This is a genomic window from Vogesella sp. AC12 (genome assembly GCF_024437575.1).
Lineage (GTDB): Bacteria > Pseudomonadota > Gammaproteobacteria > Burkholderiales > Chromobacteriaceae > Vogesella > Vogesella indigofera.
The window spans coordinates 137,519-153,932 of the sequence record NZ_JANFNU010000002.1; the positions used below are offsets into that span (position 1 = coordinate 137,519).

At 63.5% G+C, this 16,414-nt stretch carries 16 protein-coding genes and 1 tRNA gene; 11 read left to right on the top strand and 6 right to left on the bottom strand.

Annotated elements, in window-relative coordinates; genetic code table 11:
• Positions 1-183 precede the first annotated feature (183 nt).
• Together NOM55_RS04460 and glnK are read right to left on the bottom strand one after the other, a co-directional pair.
• Positions 184-1,488, bottom strand: a complete 1,305-nt coding sequence (locus tag NOM55_RS04460) for an ammonium transporter (RefSeq protein WP_120810423.1) — start codon at positions 1,486-1,488, stop codon at positions 184-186.
• A 22-nt stretch (positions 1,489-1,510) separates the two neighbouring features.
• Positions 1,511-1,849, bottom strand: a complete 339-nt coding sequence (gene glnK / locus NOM55_RS04465) for a P-II family nitrogen regulator (RefSeq protein ID WP_047966746.1) — start codon at positions 1,847-1,849, stop codon at positions 1,511-1,513.
• A 250-nt stretch (positions 1,850-2,099) separates the two neighbouring features.
• Here glnK and NOM55_RS04470 point away from each other — a divergent pair, with 250 nt between their 5' ends.
• The 6 genes from NOM55_RS04470 (at position 2,100) to NOM55_RS04495 (ending at position 6,260) form a co-directional block, all read left to right on the top strand.
• A complete protein-coding gene (locus NOM55_RS04470) occupies positions 2,100-2,390 on the top strand; it encodes an accessory factor UbiK family protein (protein ID WP_255907675.1) in 291 nt (96 codons plus the stop codon).
• 4 nt (positions 2,391-2,394) lie between these two features.
• Positions 2,395-3,906: a YifB family Mg chelatase-like AAA ATPase gene (locus NOM55_RS04475; protein ID WP_120810425.1), complete on the top strand. Its 1,512-nt coding sequence runs from the start codon at positions 2,395-2,397 to the stop codon at positions 3,904-3,906.
• A 41-nt stretch (positions 3,907-3,947) separates the two neighbouring features.
• A complete protein-coding gene (locus NOM55_RS04480) occupies positions 3,948-4,625 on the top strand; it encodes an SPOR domain-containing protein (protein WP_255907676.1) in 678 nt (225 codons plus the stop codon).
• Between the two features lie 13 nt (positions 4,626-4,638).
• Positions 4,639-5,247, top strand: coding sequence for a thiol:disulfide interchange protein DsbA/DsbL (locus NOM55_RS04485; protein WP_245961106.1), 609 nt, complete (start codon positions 4,639-4,641; stop codon positions 5,245-5,247).
• A gap of 73 nt (positions 5,248-5,320) precedes the next feature.
• A complete protein-coding gene (locus tag NOM55_RS04490) occupies positions 5,321-6,139 on the top strand; it encodes an undecaprenyl-diphosphate phosphatase (protein WP_255907677.1) in 819 nt (272 codons plus the stop codon).
• A 44-nt stretch (positions 6,140-6,183) separates the two neighbouring features.
• Positions 6,184-6,260: transfer RNA gene (locus NOM55_RS04495), tRNA-Met, on the top strand.
• 141 nt (positions 6,261-6,401) lie between these two features.
• Here the strand turns inward: NOM55_RS04495 and purB are convergent.
• From purB to ffh, 3 genes are all read right to left on the bottom strand, one after another.
• On the bottom strand, positions 6,402-7,772 hold the full coding sequence (gene purB / locus NOM55_RS04500; RefSeq protein ID WP_047966743.1) for an adenylosuccinate lyase: 1,371 nt from the start codon (positions 7,770-7,772) through the stop codon (positions 6,402-6,404).
• A gap of 79 nt (positions 7,773-7,851) precedes the next feature.
• Complete coding sequence (locus tag NOM55_RS04505; protein ID WP_255907678.1) at positions 7,852-8,751, bottom strand: RimK family alpha-L-glutamate ligase; 900 nt, start codon at positions 8,749-8,751, stop codon at positions 7,852-7,854.
• A gap of 63 nt (positions 8,752-8,814) precedes the next feature.
• Positions 8,815-10,170: a signal recognition particle protein gene (gene ffh, locus NOM55_RS04510; RefSeq protein WP_255907679.1), complete on the bottom strand. Its 1,356-nt coding sequence runs from the start codon at positions 10,168-10,170 to the stop codon at positions 8,815-8,817.
• 193 nt (positions 10,171-10,363) lie between these two features.
• On the opposite strand from ffh, the gene NOM55_RS04515 reads away from it, so the two are divergent.
• Together NOM55_RS04515 and NOM55_RS04520 are read left to right on the top strand one after the other, a co-directional pair.
• Positions 10,364-11,089 (top strand): inner membrane protein YpjD, encoded by a 726-nt coding sequence (locus tag NOM55_RS04515; RefSeq protein ID WP_255907680.1) that lies wholly within the window; start codon positions 10,364-10,366, stop codon positions 11,087-11,089.
• A gap of 54 nt (positions 11,090-11,143) precedes the next feature.
• Positions 11,144-11,494, top strand: a complete 351-nt coding sequence (locus NOM55_RS04520) for a ComEA family DNA-binding protein (protein ID WP_120810428.1) — start codon at positions 11,144-11,146, stop codon at positions 11,492-11,494.
• Positions 11,495-11,565: 71 nt separating this feature from the next.
• Here NOM55_RS04520 and NOM55_RS04525 read toward each other — a convergent pair whose 3' ends face one another.
• Entirely contained in the window at positions 11,566-12,525 is a 960-nt protein-coding gene (locus NOM55_RS04525) for a histone deacetylase family protein (protein ID WP_255907681.1), read from the bottom strand.
• Positions 12,526-12,602: 77 nt separating this feature from the next.
• Here NOM55_RS04525 and NOM55_RS04530 point away from each other — a divergent pair, with 77 nt between their 5' ends.
• From NOM55_RS04530 to NOM55_RS04540, 3 genes are read left to right on the top strand one after another with little or no spacing between them, the layout of a single operon-like run.
• Positions 12,603-13,511, top strand: a complete 909-nt coding sequence (locus NOM55_RS04530) for a MoxR family ATPase (RefSeq protein WP_255907682.1) — start codon at positions 12,603-12,605, stop codon at positions 13,509-13,511.
• Entirely contained in the window at positions 13,495-14,442 is a 948-nt protein-coding gene (locus tag NOM55_RS04535; protein ID WP_255907683.1) for a DUF58 domain-containing protein, read from the top strand. The genes NOM55_RS04530 and NOM55_RS04535 overlap by 17 nt, the downstream gene beginning before the upstream one ends.
• On the top strand, positions 14,432-16,402 hold the full coding sequence (locus NOM55_RS04540) for a DUF3488 and transglutaminase-like domain-containing protein (RefSeq protein WP_255907684.1): 1,971 nt from the start codon (positions 14,432-14,434) through the stop codon (positions 16,400-16,402). Before NOM55_RS04535 ends, NOM55_RS04540 begins: the two co-directional genes overlap by 11 nt.
• The last annotated feature ends 12 nt before the right edge of the window (positions 16,403-16,414 follow it).

Sequence of the window (16,414 nt, forward strand, 5' to 3'; positions counted from 1 at the left end):
GCAAGGTTGGCCGCAGCCGATCCGATGCGGTTGCGTACTGGCTATCCAGTCCCCGCGCTGCTGCGCTGCTCCGACCTGTATCCGAGCACAACATCGCGCGTTGCTTGCGGCAATAAGAAAACCGCCCGACAAGCGGGCGGTTGTGATTGCGGCCAACGTTGGCCGCAGGCGATGTCGGCAGGCTTACTCGATCCGTTCGCCGTGCAGCGCCACGTCCAGGCCTTCGCGTTCTTCTTCTTCGCTGACACGCAGTCCCATTACCGCATCGATGATCTTCAGCAGCACGAAGGTGACGATGGCGCAGTAAACGGCGGTCGCCAGCGCGCCCACGGTCTGGGTCATCACGCTGCCTTCCACACCACCGATTTCCTTCACCGCAAACACGCCGGTGAGGATGGCGCCGATCAGGCCGCCGACACCGTGCACACCGAAGGCGTCCAGCGAGTCGTCATACTTCAGCATGTGTTTCAGCGAGGTGGCGCTCCAGTAGCACACCAGACCGGAAATCAGGCCGATGGCCAGTGCGCCTTTGGCATCGACAAAACCGGCGGCCGGGGTGATGGCTACCAGGCCGGCGACGGCGCCGGAGACGATGCCCAGTACCGATGGCTTGCCCTTGGCGATCCATTCCGCCGCCATCCATGCCAGTGCCGCCATGCCAGTGGCAACCTGGGTGGCGACCATCGCCATCGCGGCACGACCGTCAGCCGCGACTGCCGAGCCGGCGTTGAAGCCGAACCAGCCAACCCACAGCATCGAGGCACCGACCATGGTCAGCACCAGGTTGTGCGGCGCCATCGCTTCACGGCCGTAACCGACGCGCTTGCCCAGTACCAGTGCCGCCACCAGGCCGGCAATACCGGCGTTGATGTGTACTACGGTGCCGCCGGCGAAATCGAGCACGCCATGGTCAAACATCCAGCCGCCCGGTGCCCACACCCAGTGTGCGACCGGCACGTATACGACCAGCGACCACAGTGCCATGAACACCATCATCGACGAAAACTTCATGCGTTCGGCGAAGGCACCGGCGATCAGCGCCGGGGTGATGATGGCAAACGTCATCTGGAACATCATGAACACGCCTTCCGGAATGGAGGCCGCCAGCGGGTGTACCGTCAGCTTGGCTTCGTCCTTCAGGTACAGCATGCCGTCGAGGAAGATGCGGTCGAAACCGCCGATGTACGGGTTGCCCGGCATGAACGCCAGGCTGTAGCCGATCACCGCCCACAGCACGGTGATCATGGCGCAGATGGCAAAGCTCTGCATCAGCGTGGACAGCACGTTTTTCTTGCGCACCATGCCGGCGTAGAACAGGGCCAGGCCGGGAATGGTCATGAACAGCACCAGCGCGGTGGAGGTCAGCATCCAGGCGGTGTCGCCGCCGCTGATGGTACTGGTGGCGACCAGTTGCGGCAGGTTGGCAAAGCTGGGTGCCGCGAACAGTGCCGACAGTAGCGCCGAGGCGCCGATTGACAGTTTCTTCATTATGTTTCCCCTTGCATCACGTTCAGACGGCATCGGCGCCGGTTTCGCCGGTGCGGATACGAACAACCTGTTCCAGATCCATCACGAAAATCTTGCCGTCACCGATCTTGCCGGTGCGGGCGGCGCTCTCGATGGCCTCGACCACCTGATCCAGCAACTCGTTGGCGATGGCGATTTCCAGTTTGACCTTGGGCAGGAAGTCGACCACATATTCCGCGCCACGATACAGCTCGGTATGCCCCTTCTGGCGACCGAAGCCTTTGACTTCGGTCACGGTAATGCCTTGAACACCGATGGCAGAAAGCGCCTCCCGGACTTCGTCAAGCTTGAACGGCTTGATAATCGCGCTGACCAGTTTCATGTTTGACTCCTTGATGCGAGGTTGTGCGTAAAAAGACGATTTGGCCAATGCATGAACTGTGCCAGCAATGTATTTCCCTTATTTATCAGCAGCATAGTTTGTGATTTCCTTTTTGGTGCATCATTTTTCTCGCCATGCACTGCAATCCGGCCGTCGCATGCCTCAGTGTGGTGCGTGCGTGTTTCTGCAGTGGTGAACGCTTTTTGCTAAACTCAAATTCAATCCATCATGACAAAGTCAAGGAACTGCCATGCTTAGCCAGAAACTGTTCGATGAAATCAGCAACAAGATCAGCGAGACCATCGCCGCCAGTCCGGCCAAGGACATCGAGAAAAACATCAAGGCGATGATGGGCGCCACCTTCGCGCGCATGGATCTGGTGACGCGCGAGGAGTTCGACGTGCAGCAGGAAGTACTGGCCCGCACCCGCGAGCAGCTGACACAGCTGGAAACGCGCCTGCAGGCGCTGGAAGCCGCTGCCGCGCCTGCCGCCGGCTCCGCTGCGACTGACGCCCCCGCGGCAGACAGCGAAGCACAATAAACCCATGACGCTGGCCGTTTGCTTCAGTCGTGCCCTGTCCGGCTTGTGTGCGCCACAAGTCAGCGTTGAGGTGCACCTGTCAAACGGCTTGCCGTCGTTCACGCTGGTCGGCCTGCCGGATACCGAGGTCAAGGAAAGCCGTGAGCGGGTGCGTGCCGCGCTGCTGCAATCCGGCTTTGATTTCCCGGCGCGGCGCATTACCGTCAATCTGGCGCCGGCCGACCTGCCGAAGGAGTCCGGGCGTTTCGATTTGCCGCTGGCGATCGCCTTGCTGGCCGCCGCCGGGCAACTGCCGGCAGAACAGCTGGCCGGTTATGAACTGGCGGGTGAGCTGGGGCTGGGCGGCGAGTTGCGTCCGGTGCGTGGCGCGCTGGCGATGGTCAGTGCCGCGCGCGACAGCGGCCGCGCGTTCATCCTGCCGCGTGCCAGCGCCAACGAGGCGGCGCTGGTGCACGGCGTCAGCATCTTTGCCGCCGATACGCTGGCCGAGGTGTGCGCGCATCTGGCCGGTGTCGCCCGTTTGCCGGCGGTGTCGGCAACGCTGACGCCGCCAGCGGAGCAAGGCTATCCCGACCTGTCCGAAGTGCGTGGCCAGGGCGCAGCCAAGCTGGCGCTGGAGCTGGCCGCCGCCGGTGGCCACAGCCTGTTGATGCAGGGGCCGCCGGGTACCGGCAAGTCGATGTTGGCCGCACGCCTGCCCGGCATCCTGCCGCCGATGACACTGGACGAGGCGCTGGAGAGCGCGGCGGTACAGTCGCTGGGCAGCCAGGGTTTTGCCCTGTCCCGCTGGCGGACGCGTCCGTATCGCTCGCCGCACCATACCGCTTCTGCGGTGGCACTGGTCGGCGGCGGTTCCGAGCCGCGTCCCGGCGAGATCAGTCTTGCCCATCGCGGTGTGCTGTTTCTGGACGAGCTGCCGGAATACGATCGCAAAGTATTGGAGGTGTTGCGGGAACCGCTGGAGAGCGGCGAGATCCATATCTCCAGAGCCGCGCGGCAGGTAACCTATCCCGCGCGTTTCCAGTTGCTGGCAGCGATGAATCCCTGCCCGTGCGGCTATCTGGGCCATCCGCGCAAGCCGTGTCGCTGTACGCCCGAGCAGGTCAGCCGATATCGCGCTAAAATATCGGGTCCGTTGTTGGACCGTTTTGACTTGATGGTGGAAGTCGGCGGTTTGTCGCTTGACGAGCTGCAGGCCTTGCCCAGTGGCGAAGGCAGCCAGGCGGTACGCGAGCGGGTGGCCGCGGCGCGCGAGCGGCAGTTGCAACGGCAGGGCAAGATCAATGCCGAGTTGAACTCGGCGGAGCTGGCCGAGGTCTGCCCGTTGCCGGCGGCGGAAAGCGCATTACTGAACCAGATGCTGGACAAGCTGGACTTGTCGGCGCGTGCCTATTTCCGGGTGCTGCGCATTGCGCGCACGCTGGCGGATCTTGGCGGGCACGCCTATCCGCTACGGTCACATCTGTTGCAGGCAGTACAATTCAGGCGAGGGTTGGCCAGCTTTGGCAGTCGTTGAATCCCCGTGTTGTTGGCAATACCCTCCATTTAGTGAGTTTCATGAGTAATCGAGATTTGAAGCAGGTGCGTAGTTCCTCCCGCAAACCGTCCGGCAACAGCAAGGGCGGTGGCGGCATGATGGCCGGCGTGCTGGTCGGCCTGATCGTCGGCGTCGGCGTGGCGATCGGCGTGGCGTTTTACATGAACAAGGCCAGCGTGCCGTACAGCAATCTGGAGCGCTTGCAGGCTACGCGCTCCACCGCGTCGGCTCCGGCTACCGAGGTGTTGGTGCCGGGGGCAAAACTGAATACCGCCGAGCCGGCACCGGTGGTGACGACCCCGAAAGCGGTGGCATCGCAGAGTGCTGCCGTGGCGCCGCAGGACGACGAGCAGCGCTTTGATTTTTACAAGATCCTGCCGGGGCAGCTGGAAGCGGTACCGGTCGATCCGGCGCAGGGAACTGATGCCAAGGCCGAGCGTCCGACAGTGGCACCGGCCAAGCTCTATCTGCAGGCTGGCGCGTTCAATAACGAAAGCGATGCCGACAATATGAAGGCCAAGCTGGCGTTGATGGGGGTGGAGGCCAACATCCTGTCCAGCAATGTGCCGGAAAAAGGCCTGATTCACCGGGTGCGGATCGGCCCGTTCGAGCGGGCTGCCGATGTCGACGCCTTGCGTCAGCGCCTGCGGCAGGACGGTATTGATGTCGTGGTGGTGAAGTTGTCAGCCAAACAATAATCTAGTGGATTTCATGATGAAAAAATGGGTATTAGCTGCACTATTCCTGTCGTCGTCGCTGGTGCATGCTGCGCTGGTCGAAGGCCGTGACTACACCGTGCTGGCCAAGCCGCAGCCTACCGTTGCCGCCGGCAAGGTGGAGGTGATCGAGTTCTTCTCTTACGCCTGCATTCATTGCTACAACTTGGATCCGGCGCTGGAAGCCTGGCGCAAGAAGCTGCCAGCCAATGTGGAGTTCCGTCGCGAGCAGATCGTATGGAACAAGCCGATGGAAGGGTTGGCCCGCCTGTATGCCACCTTCAATGCTACCAAGACACTGGAAAAGCTGCATCAGCCTGCGTTTGAAGCGGTGATGAAGAAGAGCATCAACCTGGGTGAGGAAGACAAGCTGCGCCAGTGGCTGCCAAGCCAGGGCGTCAATACCGCCAGCTTCATGCAGACCTACAAGTCGTTTGGCGTGAATGCGCAGGTAGCTCGCGCCAGCAAGATGACCCGCGATTATGCGGTGCAGGGCACGCCGGCGATCGTGGTCGGTGGCAAGTACATGGCGCAGCCGGCGGAACCGGCACGCCTGCTGCAGGTGGTCAACGAGCTGGTGGCCAAGGTGGCGAGCGGCAAATAAGCGCCGCACGCGGGCAACACAAGGGTCGTCTGTGGACGGCCCTTTTATATTGAAGTGAAAGATCGGGGGCGTGGTGGACTGGTTGTTTTTGGCGAAAGCATTGTTGTTGGGGGTGGTGGAGGGCTTGACCGAGTTCCTGCCGGTATCCAGTACCGGCCACCTGATCGTGGTCGGCGACCTGATCGGCTTCTTTAACGAGGGCAAGGTGTTTGAAGTGGCGATCCAGCTGGGGGCGATCCTGGCGGTGCTGTTTGAGTACCGGCAGCGTTTTGTCAGTGTCGCTACCGGTTTGCGCTCCGATCCCAAGGCGCAACGCTTCGTGCTGAACCTGCTGGTGGCGTTCCTGCCGGCGGCGGTAATGGGGCTGCTGTTCATCAAGCAGATCAAGTTCTACTTCTTCAATCCGGTCAGCGTCGCCACTGCATTGATCGTTGGCGGGCTGCTGATCCTGTACGCCGAGCGCCGCACCCACACTGCACGGGTGCACCAGGTGGATGACATCGGCTGGCGCGATGCGCTGAAGGTCGGCTGTGCCCAAGTGCTGGCGATGATTCCGGGCACCTCGCGCTCCGGCGCCACCATCATCGGCGGCATGTTCTTCGGTCTGGATCGCAAGGTCGCTGCCGAGTTCTCCTTCTTCCTCGCGGTGCCGACCATGTTTGCCGCCACTTTCTACGACTTGTACAAGCATCGCGACGTGCTGTCGCTGAGCGATGCGCCGATGTTCGCGGTCGGCTTCGTGGCCGCCTTTATCAGTGCCTTGCTGGCGGTGCGCACCCTGGTACGCTTCATCGCCACCCATACCTACGAAGTTTTTGCCTGGTACCGTATCGTGTTCGGTGTGGTCATCCTGGCGACCTGGTACTGGGGCTGGGTGAGCTGGAGCGTTTAATGCTTGACGGCGGGATCCAGGCAAGGTACTATCTCTTTCTCAGTCGCGGGATGGAGCAGTCTGGTAGCTCGTCGGGCTCATAACCCGAAGGTCGTAGGTTCAAATCCTGCTCCCGCAACCAAGGATTTTAAAAGCCGTCAATCAATCAGATTGACGGCTTTTTGTCGTGCACAATTTTTGTGCAGACCGGCGGCCATCATGGTGCGGCCATGAAAAAAAGCCACCCGACGGATGGCTTTGTGCTTGCAAGGTTGGCCGCAGCTCAGATGCGGCGGGCCAGCTCTTCTGCCTTGCCGACGTAACCGGCCGGGGTCAGCTCCAGCAGGCGGACTTTTTCCGCTTCCGGAATTTCCAGGCCCTTGATGAAGGCGGACAGGGTGTCGCGGGTGATGCCGTCCTTGCCGCGGGTCAGCTCTTTCAGCTGCTCGTACGGGTTCGGTACGCCGTAGCGGCGCATCACGGTCTGGATCGGCTCGGCCAGCAGCTCCCAGGTGGCGTCCAGGTCGGAAGCCAGCATCGCCGGGTTGATTTCCAGCTTGTTGAGGCCCTTCATCAGCGCCTTGAAGCCGAGCAGGGTGTAGCCGAAGCCGACGCCCATATTGCGCAGCACGGTGGAGTCGGTCAGGTCACGCTGCCAGCGCGACAGCGGCAGCTTCTCCGCCAGGTGCCCCAGCACGGCGTTGGCGAGGCCGAAGTTGCCTTCCGAGTTTTCGAAGTCGATCGGGTTGACCTTGTGCGGCATGGTCGAGCTGCCGACTTCGTCCTTCTTCACCTTCTGCTTGAAGTAGCCCAGCGAGATGTAGCCCCAGATATCGCGATCCAGGTCGATCAGGATGGTGTTGATGCGCGACAGTTGCTGGTACAGCTCGGCCATGTAGTCGTGCGGCTCGATCTGGATGGTGTACGGGTTGAAGGTCAGACCCAGGCCGGTCACGAAGCGGCCGGCCAGGCTTTCCCAGTCCACGTCCGGGTAGGCGACGATATGGGCGTTGTAGTTGCCGACCGCGCCGTTGATCTTGCCCAGCAGCTCCTGCTTCACAAGCTGTTCGCGCTGGCGCTTGAGGCGGTACACCACGTTGGCCAGTTCCTTGCCCATGGTGGACGGGGTGGCTGGCTGGCCGTGGGTGCGGCTCATCATCGGGATGGCGGCCTGGTCGTGTGCCAGTTGCGACAGCTTGGCGATCACTTCGTCCACTGCCGGCAGCATCACGGTGTTGCGGGCCGTCTTCAGCATCAGTGCGTGCGACAGGTTGTTGATGTCTTCCGAGGTGCAGGCGAAGTGGATGAATTCGCTGGCGGCCATCACTTCCGGGTTGCCGGACAGGCGCTCTTTCAGCCAGTACTCGATCGCCTTCACGTCGTGGTTGGTGCGGGCTTCGATCGCCTTCACTTCTTCGCCGTGCTGGATCGAGAAGTTGTCGATGACGTCGTCGATTTCACGGATGGTGGCGGCGGAGAACGGCTTTACCTCCTCGATGCCCGGCTCGGCTGCCAGCATTTTCAGCCATTCCAGTTCGACCTTGATGCGCGCTTTCATCAGGCCAAATTCGGAGAAAATGGCGCGCAGTGGCTCTGCCTGGCCGGAGTAGCGGCCGTCGAGCGGGGAGAGGGCGGTCAGCGTTGTCAGATTCATCACTCAGTGCTTCCAGGTTGCTGGCCAGCAGGGCTGGCCGGTTGCTTCAAAAAGAAATGGGGTACCAGGTTGGCCGCAATCAGGCGGCCAGGCGGCGTGCGATGCCGGCGGCCAGCTTGTCGGCGGCTGGCGGGCAAAAGCGGAAAAACAGTTCCGGCTCGATCATTTCCAGTTCCATGATCGCCAGCGCGCCGTCGTTGTCGCGGATCAGGTCGACGCGGGCGTACAGCACGTCGAACGGTACCGCCGCAACCGCGGCCTCGGCGAACAGGATCTCGTCGGCCGACGGCTCGAAGCGGTGCACGCTGCCACCGTGGTCGTCCTGCACGCGGAAATCGCCGGCCTTGGCGGTCTTGCGGATGGCGTGGGTGTACTGGCCGTCGATCACCATCAGCGACAGCTCACCCTGTTCCAGGATGTTGCGCTGGAACGGTTGCAGCATCAGTGCTTCCTGTTCCACCAGTTCGCCAAAGGTGCACTCGTGCTGTTCGCTGTCGAGGGCGTGGAAGCGATAGGTGTGACGGGCGGCGCCGGAGACGGTGGGTTTCAGGATGACTTCTTCCCAGCCGCTCTCGGCGATGATATGCGCCAGCGAACGCGGATCGCCGCGCTCGATGAACAGGGTCGGCACGATGTTGACGTCTCGTTCGGCCAGCACGCCGAGGTAGTGCTTGTCGATGTTCCAGTGGATCAGGCCGGCCTCGTTGAACAGGCGGGTGCTGCGGCTGACCTGGGCCAGCCACGGTGCGAATTCGGCAAAGCGGTGGAAGTAGTCCCAGGTGCTGCGGAACACGGCGGCGCGACATTGTGTCCAGTCGTAGGCCGGGTCGGCCCAGTCCTTGCGGCCAACCTTGAGTCCCTGCTGTTCCAAGGCGGCCAGCACCAGATTGTCCTCGGTGTGCACCTGCTGGCTGTACCAGTCGGCGGCATCCAGCGACAGCAGTTTGTGATCGGTCAGCACGACAACGTCGTAATGCATATGCGGTACTCTATCCGTGTGCAACGTGAAAAACGGGGCCGGCCGTCGCCGGCACCCGTTGCCTTACATGCCAGGCATCATGCCTTTCATGCCCTTCATCAGTTTCATCATGCCGCCCTTGGACGAGAACTGCTTCATCATCTTCTGGGTCTGCTCGAACTGTTTCAGCAGGCGGTTGACTTCCTGCACGCTGACGCCGGAGCCGGTGGCGATGCGGCGCTTGCGGCTGGCTTTCAGCAGTTCCGGCTTGCGGCGCTCTTCCATGGTCATCGCGTTGATGATGCCCTCGATGCGGCGCATGGATTTTTCGGCCTCGGCGCCCTGTACACCCTTGGCCAGCTGGCCGATCTCGCCCGGCATCTTTTCCAGCAGGCTGGTCATGCCGCCCATCTTCTTCATCTGCTGCATCTGCGCCTTGAAGTCCTCGAGATCGAAACCCTTGCCGGACTTCAGCTTCTTGGCCATCGCCTGCGCTTCTTTTTCGTCGATGCCCTTCTGCACATCTTCGATCAGCGACAGCACGTCACCCATGCCCAGAATGCGGCTGGCGAGACGGTCGGGGTGGAACGGTTCAAGGCCGGTCAGTTTTTCGCCGACACCGATGAACTTGATCGGCTTGCCGGTGATGTGGCGTACCGACAGCGCGGCACCGCCACGCGAGTCGCCGTCCATCTTGGTCAGGATCACGCCGGTCAGCGGCAGGGTCTCGTTGAAGGCCTTGGCGGTGTTGACCGCATCCTGGCCCTGCATCGCGTCGACCACGAACAGGGTTTCGATTGGCTTGAGGAAGGCGTGCAGCGCCTTGATCTCGGCCATCATCGCTTCGTCGATGGCGAGGCGGCCGGCGGTATCGACCATCAGCACGTCAAACAGGTGACGCTTGGCGTGATCCAGCGCGGCGGCGGCGATGTCCAGCGGCTTCTGGTCCGGCGACGACGGGAAGAACTCGACGCCGACCTGTTCGGCCAGCGTCTTCAGCTGTTCGATCGCAGCCGGACGGTACACGTCGGCGGAGACCACCAGAATCTTCTTCTTCTGGGTCTCTTTCAGCAGCTTGGACAGCTTGCCGACGGTGGTGGTCTTGCCGGCGCCCTGCAGGCCGGCCATCAGCACAATCGCCGGCGGTACGGCGGCCAAGTTCAGCGCGTCGTTCTTGTCCCCCATCAGTCGCACCAGCTCGTCGTTGACGATGCCGATCAGCGCCTGGCCCGGGGTCAGGCTGCCCATCACTTCCTGGCCCAGCGCGCGTTCCTTGACCTGCGCGATGAAAGTCTTGACGACCGGGAGCGCGACGTCGGCCTCCAGCAAGGCCAGCCGCACTTCGCGCAGGGCGTCCTGGATGTTGGTTTCGCTGATGCGCGCCTGACCACGGATGGTTTTCAGCGCACTGGTAAGTCTGGAAGTAAGGTTGTCGAGCATGCGGTGTCCTTCTGTCTGCCAAGCAAGGGCTGCTTTGGTGTAGACTCTTTAATCATTTATTTTACCACGAGCCGCCCCCGGTTCGCAGACCTGCCACACCTCCATGAGCGGATTACTTTTCATCTTGGTCACTTTGTTGACTTTTGGTTACCTGAGCCTGGCGGTTCACTACCTTGGCCACTGGCGCGGGCGTGTGCTGTGGCCACGCCAGAGCGGTATCGAGCACTCCTTGCTGGGGGCGCTGCTGCTGCTGCACGCCATCGTGCTGACGCTGCCGGTTTTCCATAGCGGCACGGTGAGCCTGGGGCTGGGTACCGCGCTGTCGCTGCTGTCGTGGATGATGTTGCTGATCTTCTGGACCGGCAGCTATTTCTCGCGCATGGAAGGGCTGCAGACCTTTCTGGTGCCGGTCGCGTTCGTCGCGGTGCTGCTGGCGGAAATCCTGCCGCTGCCGCGCAATACCTATGCCGTGAACGATGTCGCTTTTCTGCTGCACATGGTGGTGTCGCTGCTGGCCTACAGCCTGTTTGCCATCGGGGCACTGATCGCGATCCTGATGCTGATGCAGGAGCGGGCACTGCACGAGCGCAAGCCGGGCCGCCTGTCCGGCAAGCTGCCGCCGTTAATGGTGATGGAAAACCTGATGTTCCAGACGCTGGGCACTGGTTTCCTACTGCTGACCGCCAGTCTGGCCAGCGGCGTGCTCTTTTCCGAGGAAGTGTTTGGCAAGCCGGCGGTATTCAGCCACAAGACCGTGTTTGCGGTGACGTCCTGGCTGGTGTTCGGCGCCTTGCTGGTTGGCCGCAAGTATCGCGGCTGGCGCGGCAGGATGGCGATACGCTGGACGCTGGGCGGTTTTGCGCTGTTGTTGCTGGCGTACATCGGAACCAAGGCGGTAATGCAATTTGTCTTGCATTGATGTTTATTTATTTGGGATATTTGTTGCGCGGTCATTAAAAACCATGGGAGCCAAATGATGAAACTGTTCTTCGCTGCATTGCTGTCCCTGCTGTTCTCCGTGGCAGCGTTCGCTGCCGTCAATGCCAACACTGCCAGCCAGCAGGAGCTGGAGTCGCTGAACGGCATCGGCCCGGTCAAGGCCAAGGCGATTATCGACTATCGCACCAAGAATGGCCCGTTCAAGAGCTATGCCGATCTGGAAAACGTGCCGGGCATCGGTGCCAAGACCCTGGAAAAGCTGAAGGCGGATCTGCAGGTCGGTGGTGGCACCGCCAAGGCGGCCACCAAGACTCCGGCAGCCAAACCTGCGACTACCGCCAAGCCGACCGTGGTGCCGGCACCGGCCCCGGCGAAAAAGCCGTAAGCTGAGCACCCGCCAGCCCCAACAAAAAACCTGCACCGTGGTGCAGGTTTTTTTACGACCGTACGGCACGATTAGCCGTCGGACAATACCTTGATGTGTGCCGCGGCACTGCGGCCCAGTGCCGACAGGTCATAGCCGCCCTCCAGCACCGACACGATGCGTCCCTCGCAATGGGTGGCGGCCAGTTGCAGCAGCTTGCGCGTCACCCACTCGTAGTCGGCCTCGGTCAGTGCCAGCGAGGCCATGTCGTCTTCGCGGTGGGCGTCAAAACCGGCCGAGATGAAGATCATTTCCGGCTTGAATTCCTCCAGTTGCGGCAGCCACAGATACTCGACCGCCTCGCGGAATTCGCGGCTGCCGCTGCCGGCTTTCAGCGGTACATGGTGCATGTTCGCCCCCAGTGGCTGGTCGCCGCTGTAGGGAAAGAACGGATGCTGGAAAATCGACACCATCATCACCCGCGGATCATCACGGAAGATTTCCTCGGTACCATTGCCGTGGTGGACATCGAAATCGACGACGGCGATGCGCTGCAACTTGTAGCAGGACAGCGCATGGGCAATGCCGACCGCGATATTGTTGAAAAAGCAGAAGCCCATCGAGCGGGCGCTTTCGGCGTGGTGTCCCGGCGGCCGGATCGAGCAGAACGCATTCGGCGCCTCCTTGTTGCACACCATGTCGACCGCCTTCACCACCGCACCGGCGGCGCGCCTGGCTGCCTGCAGGGTGCCGGGGCACATCGCGGTATCCGGGTCGACACGGAAGGTGCCCACCGACGGCGAGCACGCTTCGATGTATTCAACGTAGTGGGGCGGGTGCACGCGGGCCAGTTGCTGTTCGCTCACCAGTGGCGCCTCCACTTCCTGCAGGCTGTCAAACAGCTGCGCCGCCATCAGCTGGTCCTTGATGGCGACCAGGCGCTCCGGGCATTCCGGATGGCCGCTACCCATATTGTGCTGCAAGCAGTCGGAGTGGCTGATAAAGGCGGTGAGTCCACCGCCGGTCAGGTGCGATTTGAGCCAGGTGAGCACGCGCGTTTCCTTGTTGCGTTGTGGTGGCAAAAGGGATATATGAAATCTTTATAAAGTGTGCGGCCAACGGACTTCAAATGCAATCCATCTCCTTTGCGTATCGTCAACTGAACGCGCTGATTCTGGGCAAACCGCTACAAATCCGCCTGGCGCTGACCTGCATGCTGGCTGGTGGCCACCTGCTGATCGAGGATGTGCCGGGCGTCGGCAAGACCACGCTGGCGCATGCGCTGGCCGGGGTGCTGGGGCTGGATTACCGCCGGGTGCAGTTCACCAGCGACCTGCTGCCGGCCGACATGTTGGGGGTAAGCCTGTTCCGCCCCGATGAAGGACGCTTTGAGTTCCAGCCGGGACCGGTGTTTTCGCAATTGTTGCTGGCCGACGAGATCAACCGCGCCTCGCCCAAGGTGCAGTCGGCGTTGCTGGAGGCGATGGAAGAACGCCAGGTGTCGATCGACGGCCAGACGCACGCGCTGCCCAAACCGTTTTTCGTGATCGCCACCCAGAATCCGGATGGCCAGCTGGGCACCTTCCCGCTGCCGGAGTCGCAGCTGGACCGTTTCCTGATGCGCATCTCGCTGGGCTATCCGTCGCCGGAGTCGGAGCGCGCACTGCTGCTGGCCGGCGACCGGCGGCAGGCCTTGTCGGCCTTGCCGGCGGCGATGAAGGCCGGCGAGCTGCTGGCGCTGCAGCAGAAAGCGGCGCAGGTCACCGTCAGCAGCGCACTGGCCGACTACGTGCTGGCCTTGCTGCTGGCCAGTCGCAAGCGCGAGCTGTTCATGCACGGCCTCAGCCCGCGTGCGGGCCTGGCCATCCTGGCCGCCGCCCGCGCCTGGGCGATGCTGGACGGTCGCGACCACGTGCTGCCCGAGGACGTGAAGGCGGTGTTCGTGGCGGTGTGTGCGCATCGCCTGCAGTCGCGGCTGCCGGGCATGAACAGCATCGATGCCGCACAGCGGTTGCTGGACCATGTCCCGCTGGCGTAAGGCGGCGTCGTCCTGGCTGCTGCGCCGGCTGCCGCGACAGCAGCAGCTGGTGCTGGGGCAGTCGCGCATCTACCTGCTGCCGACCGCGTTTGGCTGGGGCCTGCTGCTGGTGGCGTGGGCAGTGTGGATCGGTGCGCTCAACTATGCGGTCAGTCTCGCCTATGTGCTGTCGTTCTGGATCGTGTCGCTGGTGCTGATTGCGGTGGTGCTGGCCTATCGCCAGCTGGCCGGCCTCGCGATCCGTTGCGGGGCGGTCGACGATGTGGTGGCTGGCAGTCACGCACTGTTTCCGCTGCAACTGCAGTGGCCGGAGGGCGAGTCGCGGCTGTTGCGCCTCGGCTGGCATGACGAAGCCGGTGGCGTGGTGCTGGATCGCCCCGGCGAGGTACTGTTGCCGCGACTGACGCTGCAACGCGGCCAGATGACGATCCCGCCGCTGCGTGTCTATTCCGAATCGCCACTGGGGCTGGTGCGGGCCTTTGCCTATCTGCGCTTGCAGGCGCAGGTGTGCGTTTATCCGCAGCCCTGTGCCGACGAGCGGACGGCGGCCAGTCTGCCCGACGGAGGTCAGTCACGCGAGGCGCAGCCGGTGCCGGGCGAGCTGTTTTCCCACCTGGTGGCCTGGCAGCCGGAGCTGGGTGCCCGGCGCATCGCCTGGAAAGCCTACGCCCGCCGCGGCGTGCTGCTGGCGCGGCGTTTCGAAGAGCCACAAGCGGCGCGGGCGACCTGCCTGCTGGAGTGGTCGGCCTATCCGGCGGAGATGGCGGCCGAGGCCCGCCTGTCGCGACTATGCTGGCAGCTGCTGGCGGCGGGGCGGCGCGGCGAGGATGTCGTCCTGCGGCTGCCGCAGCAGGAGTTGCGGCTGACGGCGGGCGAGGTGCGGCCGGGACTGCGGGCGCTGGCCGGCTTTGGAGTACGCGATGCGCAGTGAACCGCGTCTGGCCCATTTTGCCGTGCTGGCGGCGCTGGCATTGACCGTGTTGCCTCTGTTCCTGCAGTTGCCGCCGTGGGTGCCGCTGCTGTTTGCGCTGCAGCTGGGGGGGCGTGCGTGGCTGGCGTGGCAGGGCCGGCAATTGCCGCATCGCGTGTGGCTGCTGCTGGCGATGATCGTGCCGGTGCTGCTGTTGTGGCTCAGCCTGCGCACCCTGGTTGGCCGCGAAGGCGGCGTGGCGCTGCTGCTGTTGCTGACCGGATTCAAAGCCTTCGAGACGGTGACGCTGCGCGACTGGCGCGTGCTGCTGGGCTTGGGCTTTTTCCTGGCGGCGACGCCGCTGCTGTTCGACCAGAGCCTGCCGTCGGCCTTGTGGCTGTTGCTGTCGCTGTTCGTGCTGACCTGGGCGATGGTGTTACTCGCCGGGGTCGACAGCGCCGCCAGTCCGCGTGCCGCCGCGCTGGCGTTGCTGTATGCGATGCCGCTGATGCTGCTGCTGTTCGTCGCCATGCCGCGGCTGCCCGGCCCGCTGTGGAGCATGCCGACAACGGATCAGCGCGCCACCAGCGGCCTCAGCGACAGCCTGGCGCCGGGCAGCATCGGGCAGATGATTCCGTCGCGCGAGCCGGCGTTTACCGCCCAGTTTCGAGGTCGCCAGCCGGCGCGCGAACAACTGTACTGGCGGGTGATGGTGTTCGATCGCTTCGACGGTGCGCGCTGGACAGCGGGCAGCGTGCCGGACAGCGGCGTGGCCGCTCTGGTGCCGGGCGCAGTCAGTGCGCTGTCGTACTCGATCACCGCCACGCCGTTCAAGGGTGCGCTGCCGGTACTGGAACACGCGGTGTGGGCCGGCGAGGGCGTGCAGCAGGTTGCCACCCAGCTGGTACGGCGCATCGATGCCCGCAATGAGGCGCGCCTGCGCTACGACGTGCACAGCGTGGCACAGGCCGCTTATCCGGCGGTGCTGAGTGCCGAACAGCGCGATCACTATCTGCAACTGCCTGCGGCCAACCTTCGCACCCGGCAGCAGGGAGAGTTTTTCGCGCGCCAGTTCCGGGACGAGGCCGGGCGTCTGGCGGCGCTGCGTGCCTGGCTGCAGCAGCAGGGACTGCGCTATACCCTGTCGCCACCGCTGCTGCAGGGCGATGTGGTCGACGACTTCCTGTTCTCCAGCCGACAGGGATTCTGCGAGCACTTTGCCTCGGCCTTTGCCACTCTGGCCCGTGCCGCCGGCCTGCCGGCACGTATCGTGGTCGGCTTTCAGGGCGGCGAATTCAATGCGGGCGGACAGTTCTGGCTGGTGCGCTCTTCCGATGCCCACGCCTGGACCGAGGTGTGGCTGCAGGGACGCTGGCAGCGGGTGGACCCGACGGCGCTGGTGGCACCGTCGCGCATCGCCAGCGAAGTCGGCGAGCTGGTGCCGGAGGCGCAGGCGGTGGTGCCGGTGCTGGGACGCCGTCCGCCGGCCTGGTGGCGCAGCGCCCACGCGCAATGGCAGCGGGCGGGCTTTGTCTGGCAGCAGTGGGTGGTGGATTACGATGCCCGGCGGCAGCAGAGCCTGTTCCAGCGCCTGGGGCTGGGCCGGGTAGGGGTGGGCAGTGTGATGACGGTATTGCTGCTCGGTGGCGTGGTGCTGGTGTTGCCGTTGCTGCTATGGCTGTTGTGGCGCCGGCCGCCGGCGCGCAGCTATCCGGTGCGTGGCTGGCACCTGCTGGTGCTGCGCCTGCAGCAGGCCGGTGTCGCGGCGCAGGCCAGCGATACGCCGGCGCAGCTGCGCGACAAGGCCGCGCTGCTGGCGCCAGTGTTACAGCAACAGCTTACGCACCTGCTCGTTGACTGGCAGCAATGGCGCTACGCCGAGGGCGCCACCGATGCCGATCCGCGCTGGCGTGGCTGGTGGTGGCAGGTGCGCCGTTTCCGGCCACCAAGGTTGGCCGCAAAAAAACGCACAGGGCGTTAGCACCTGTGCGTG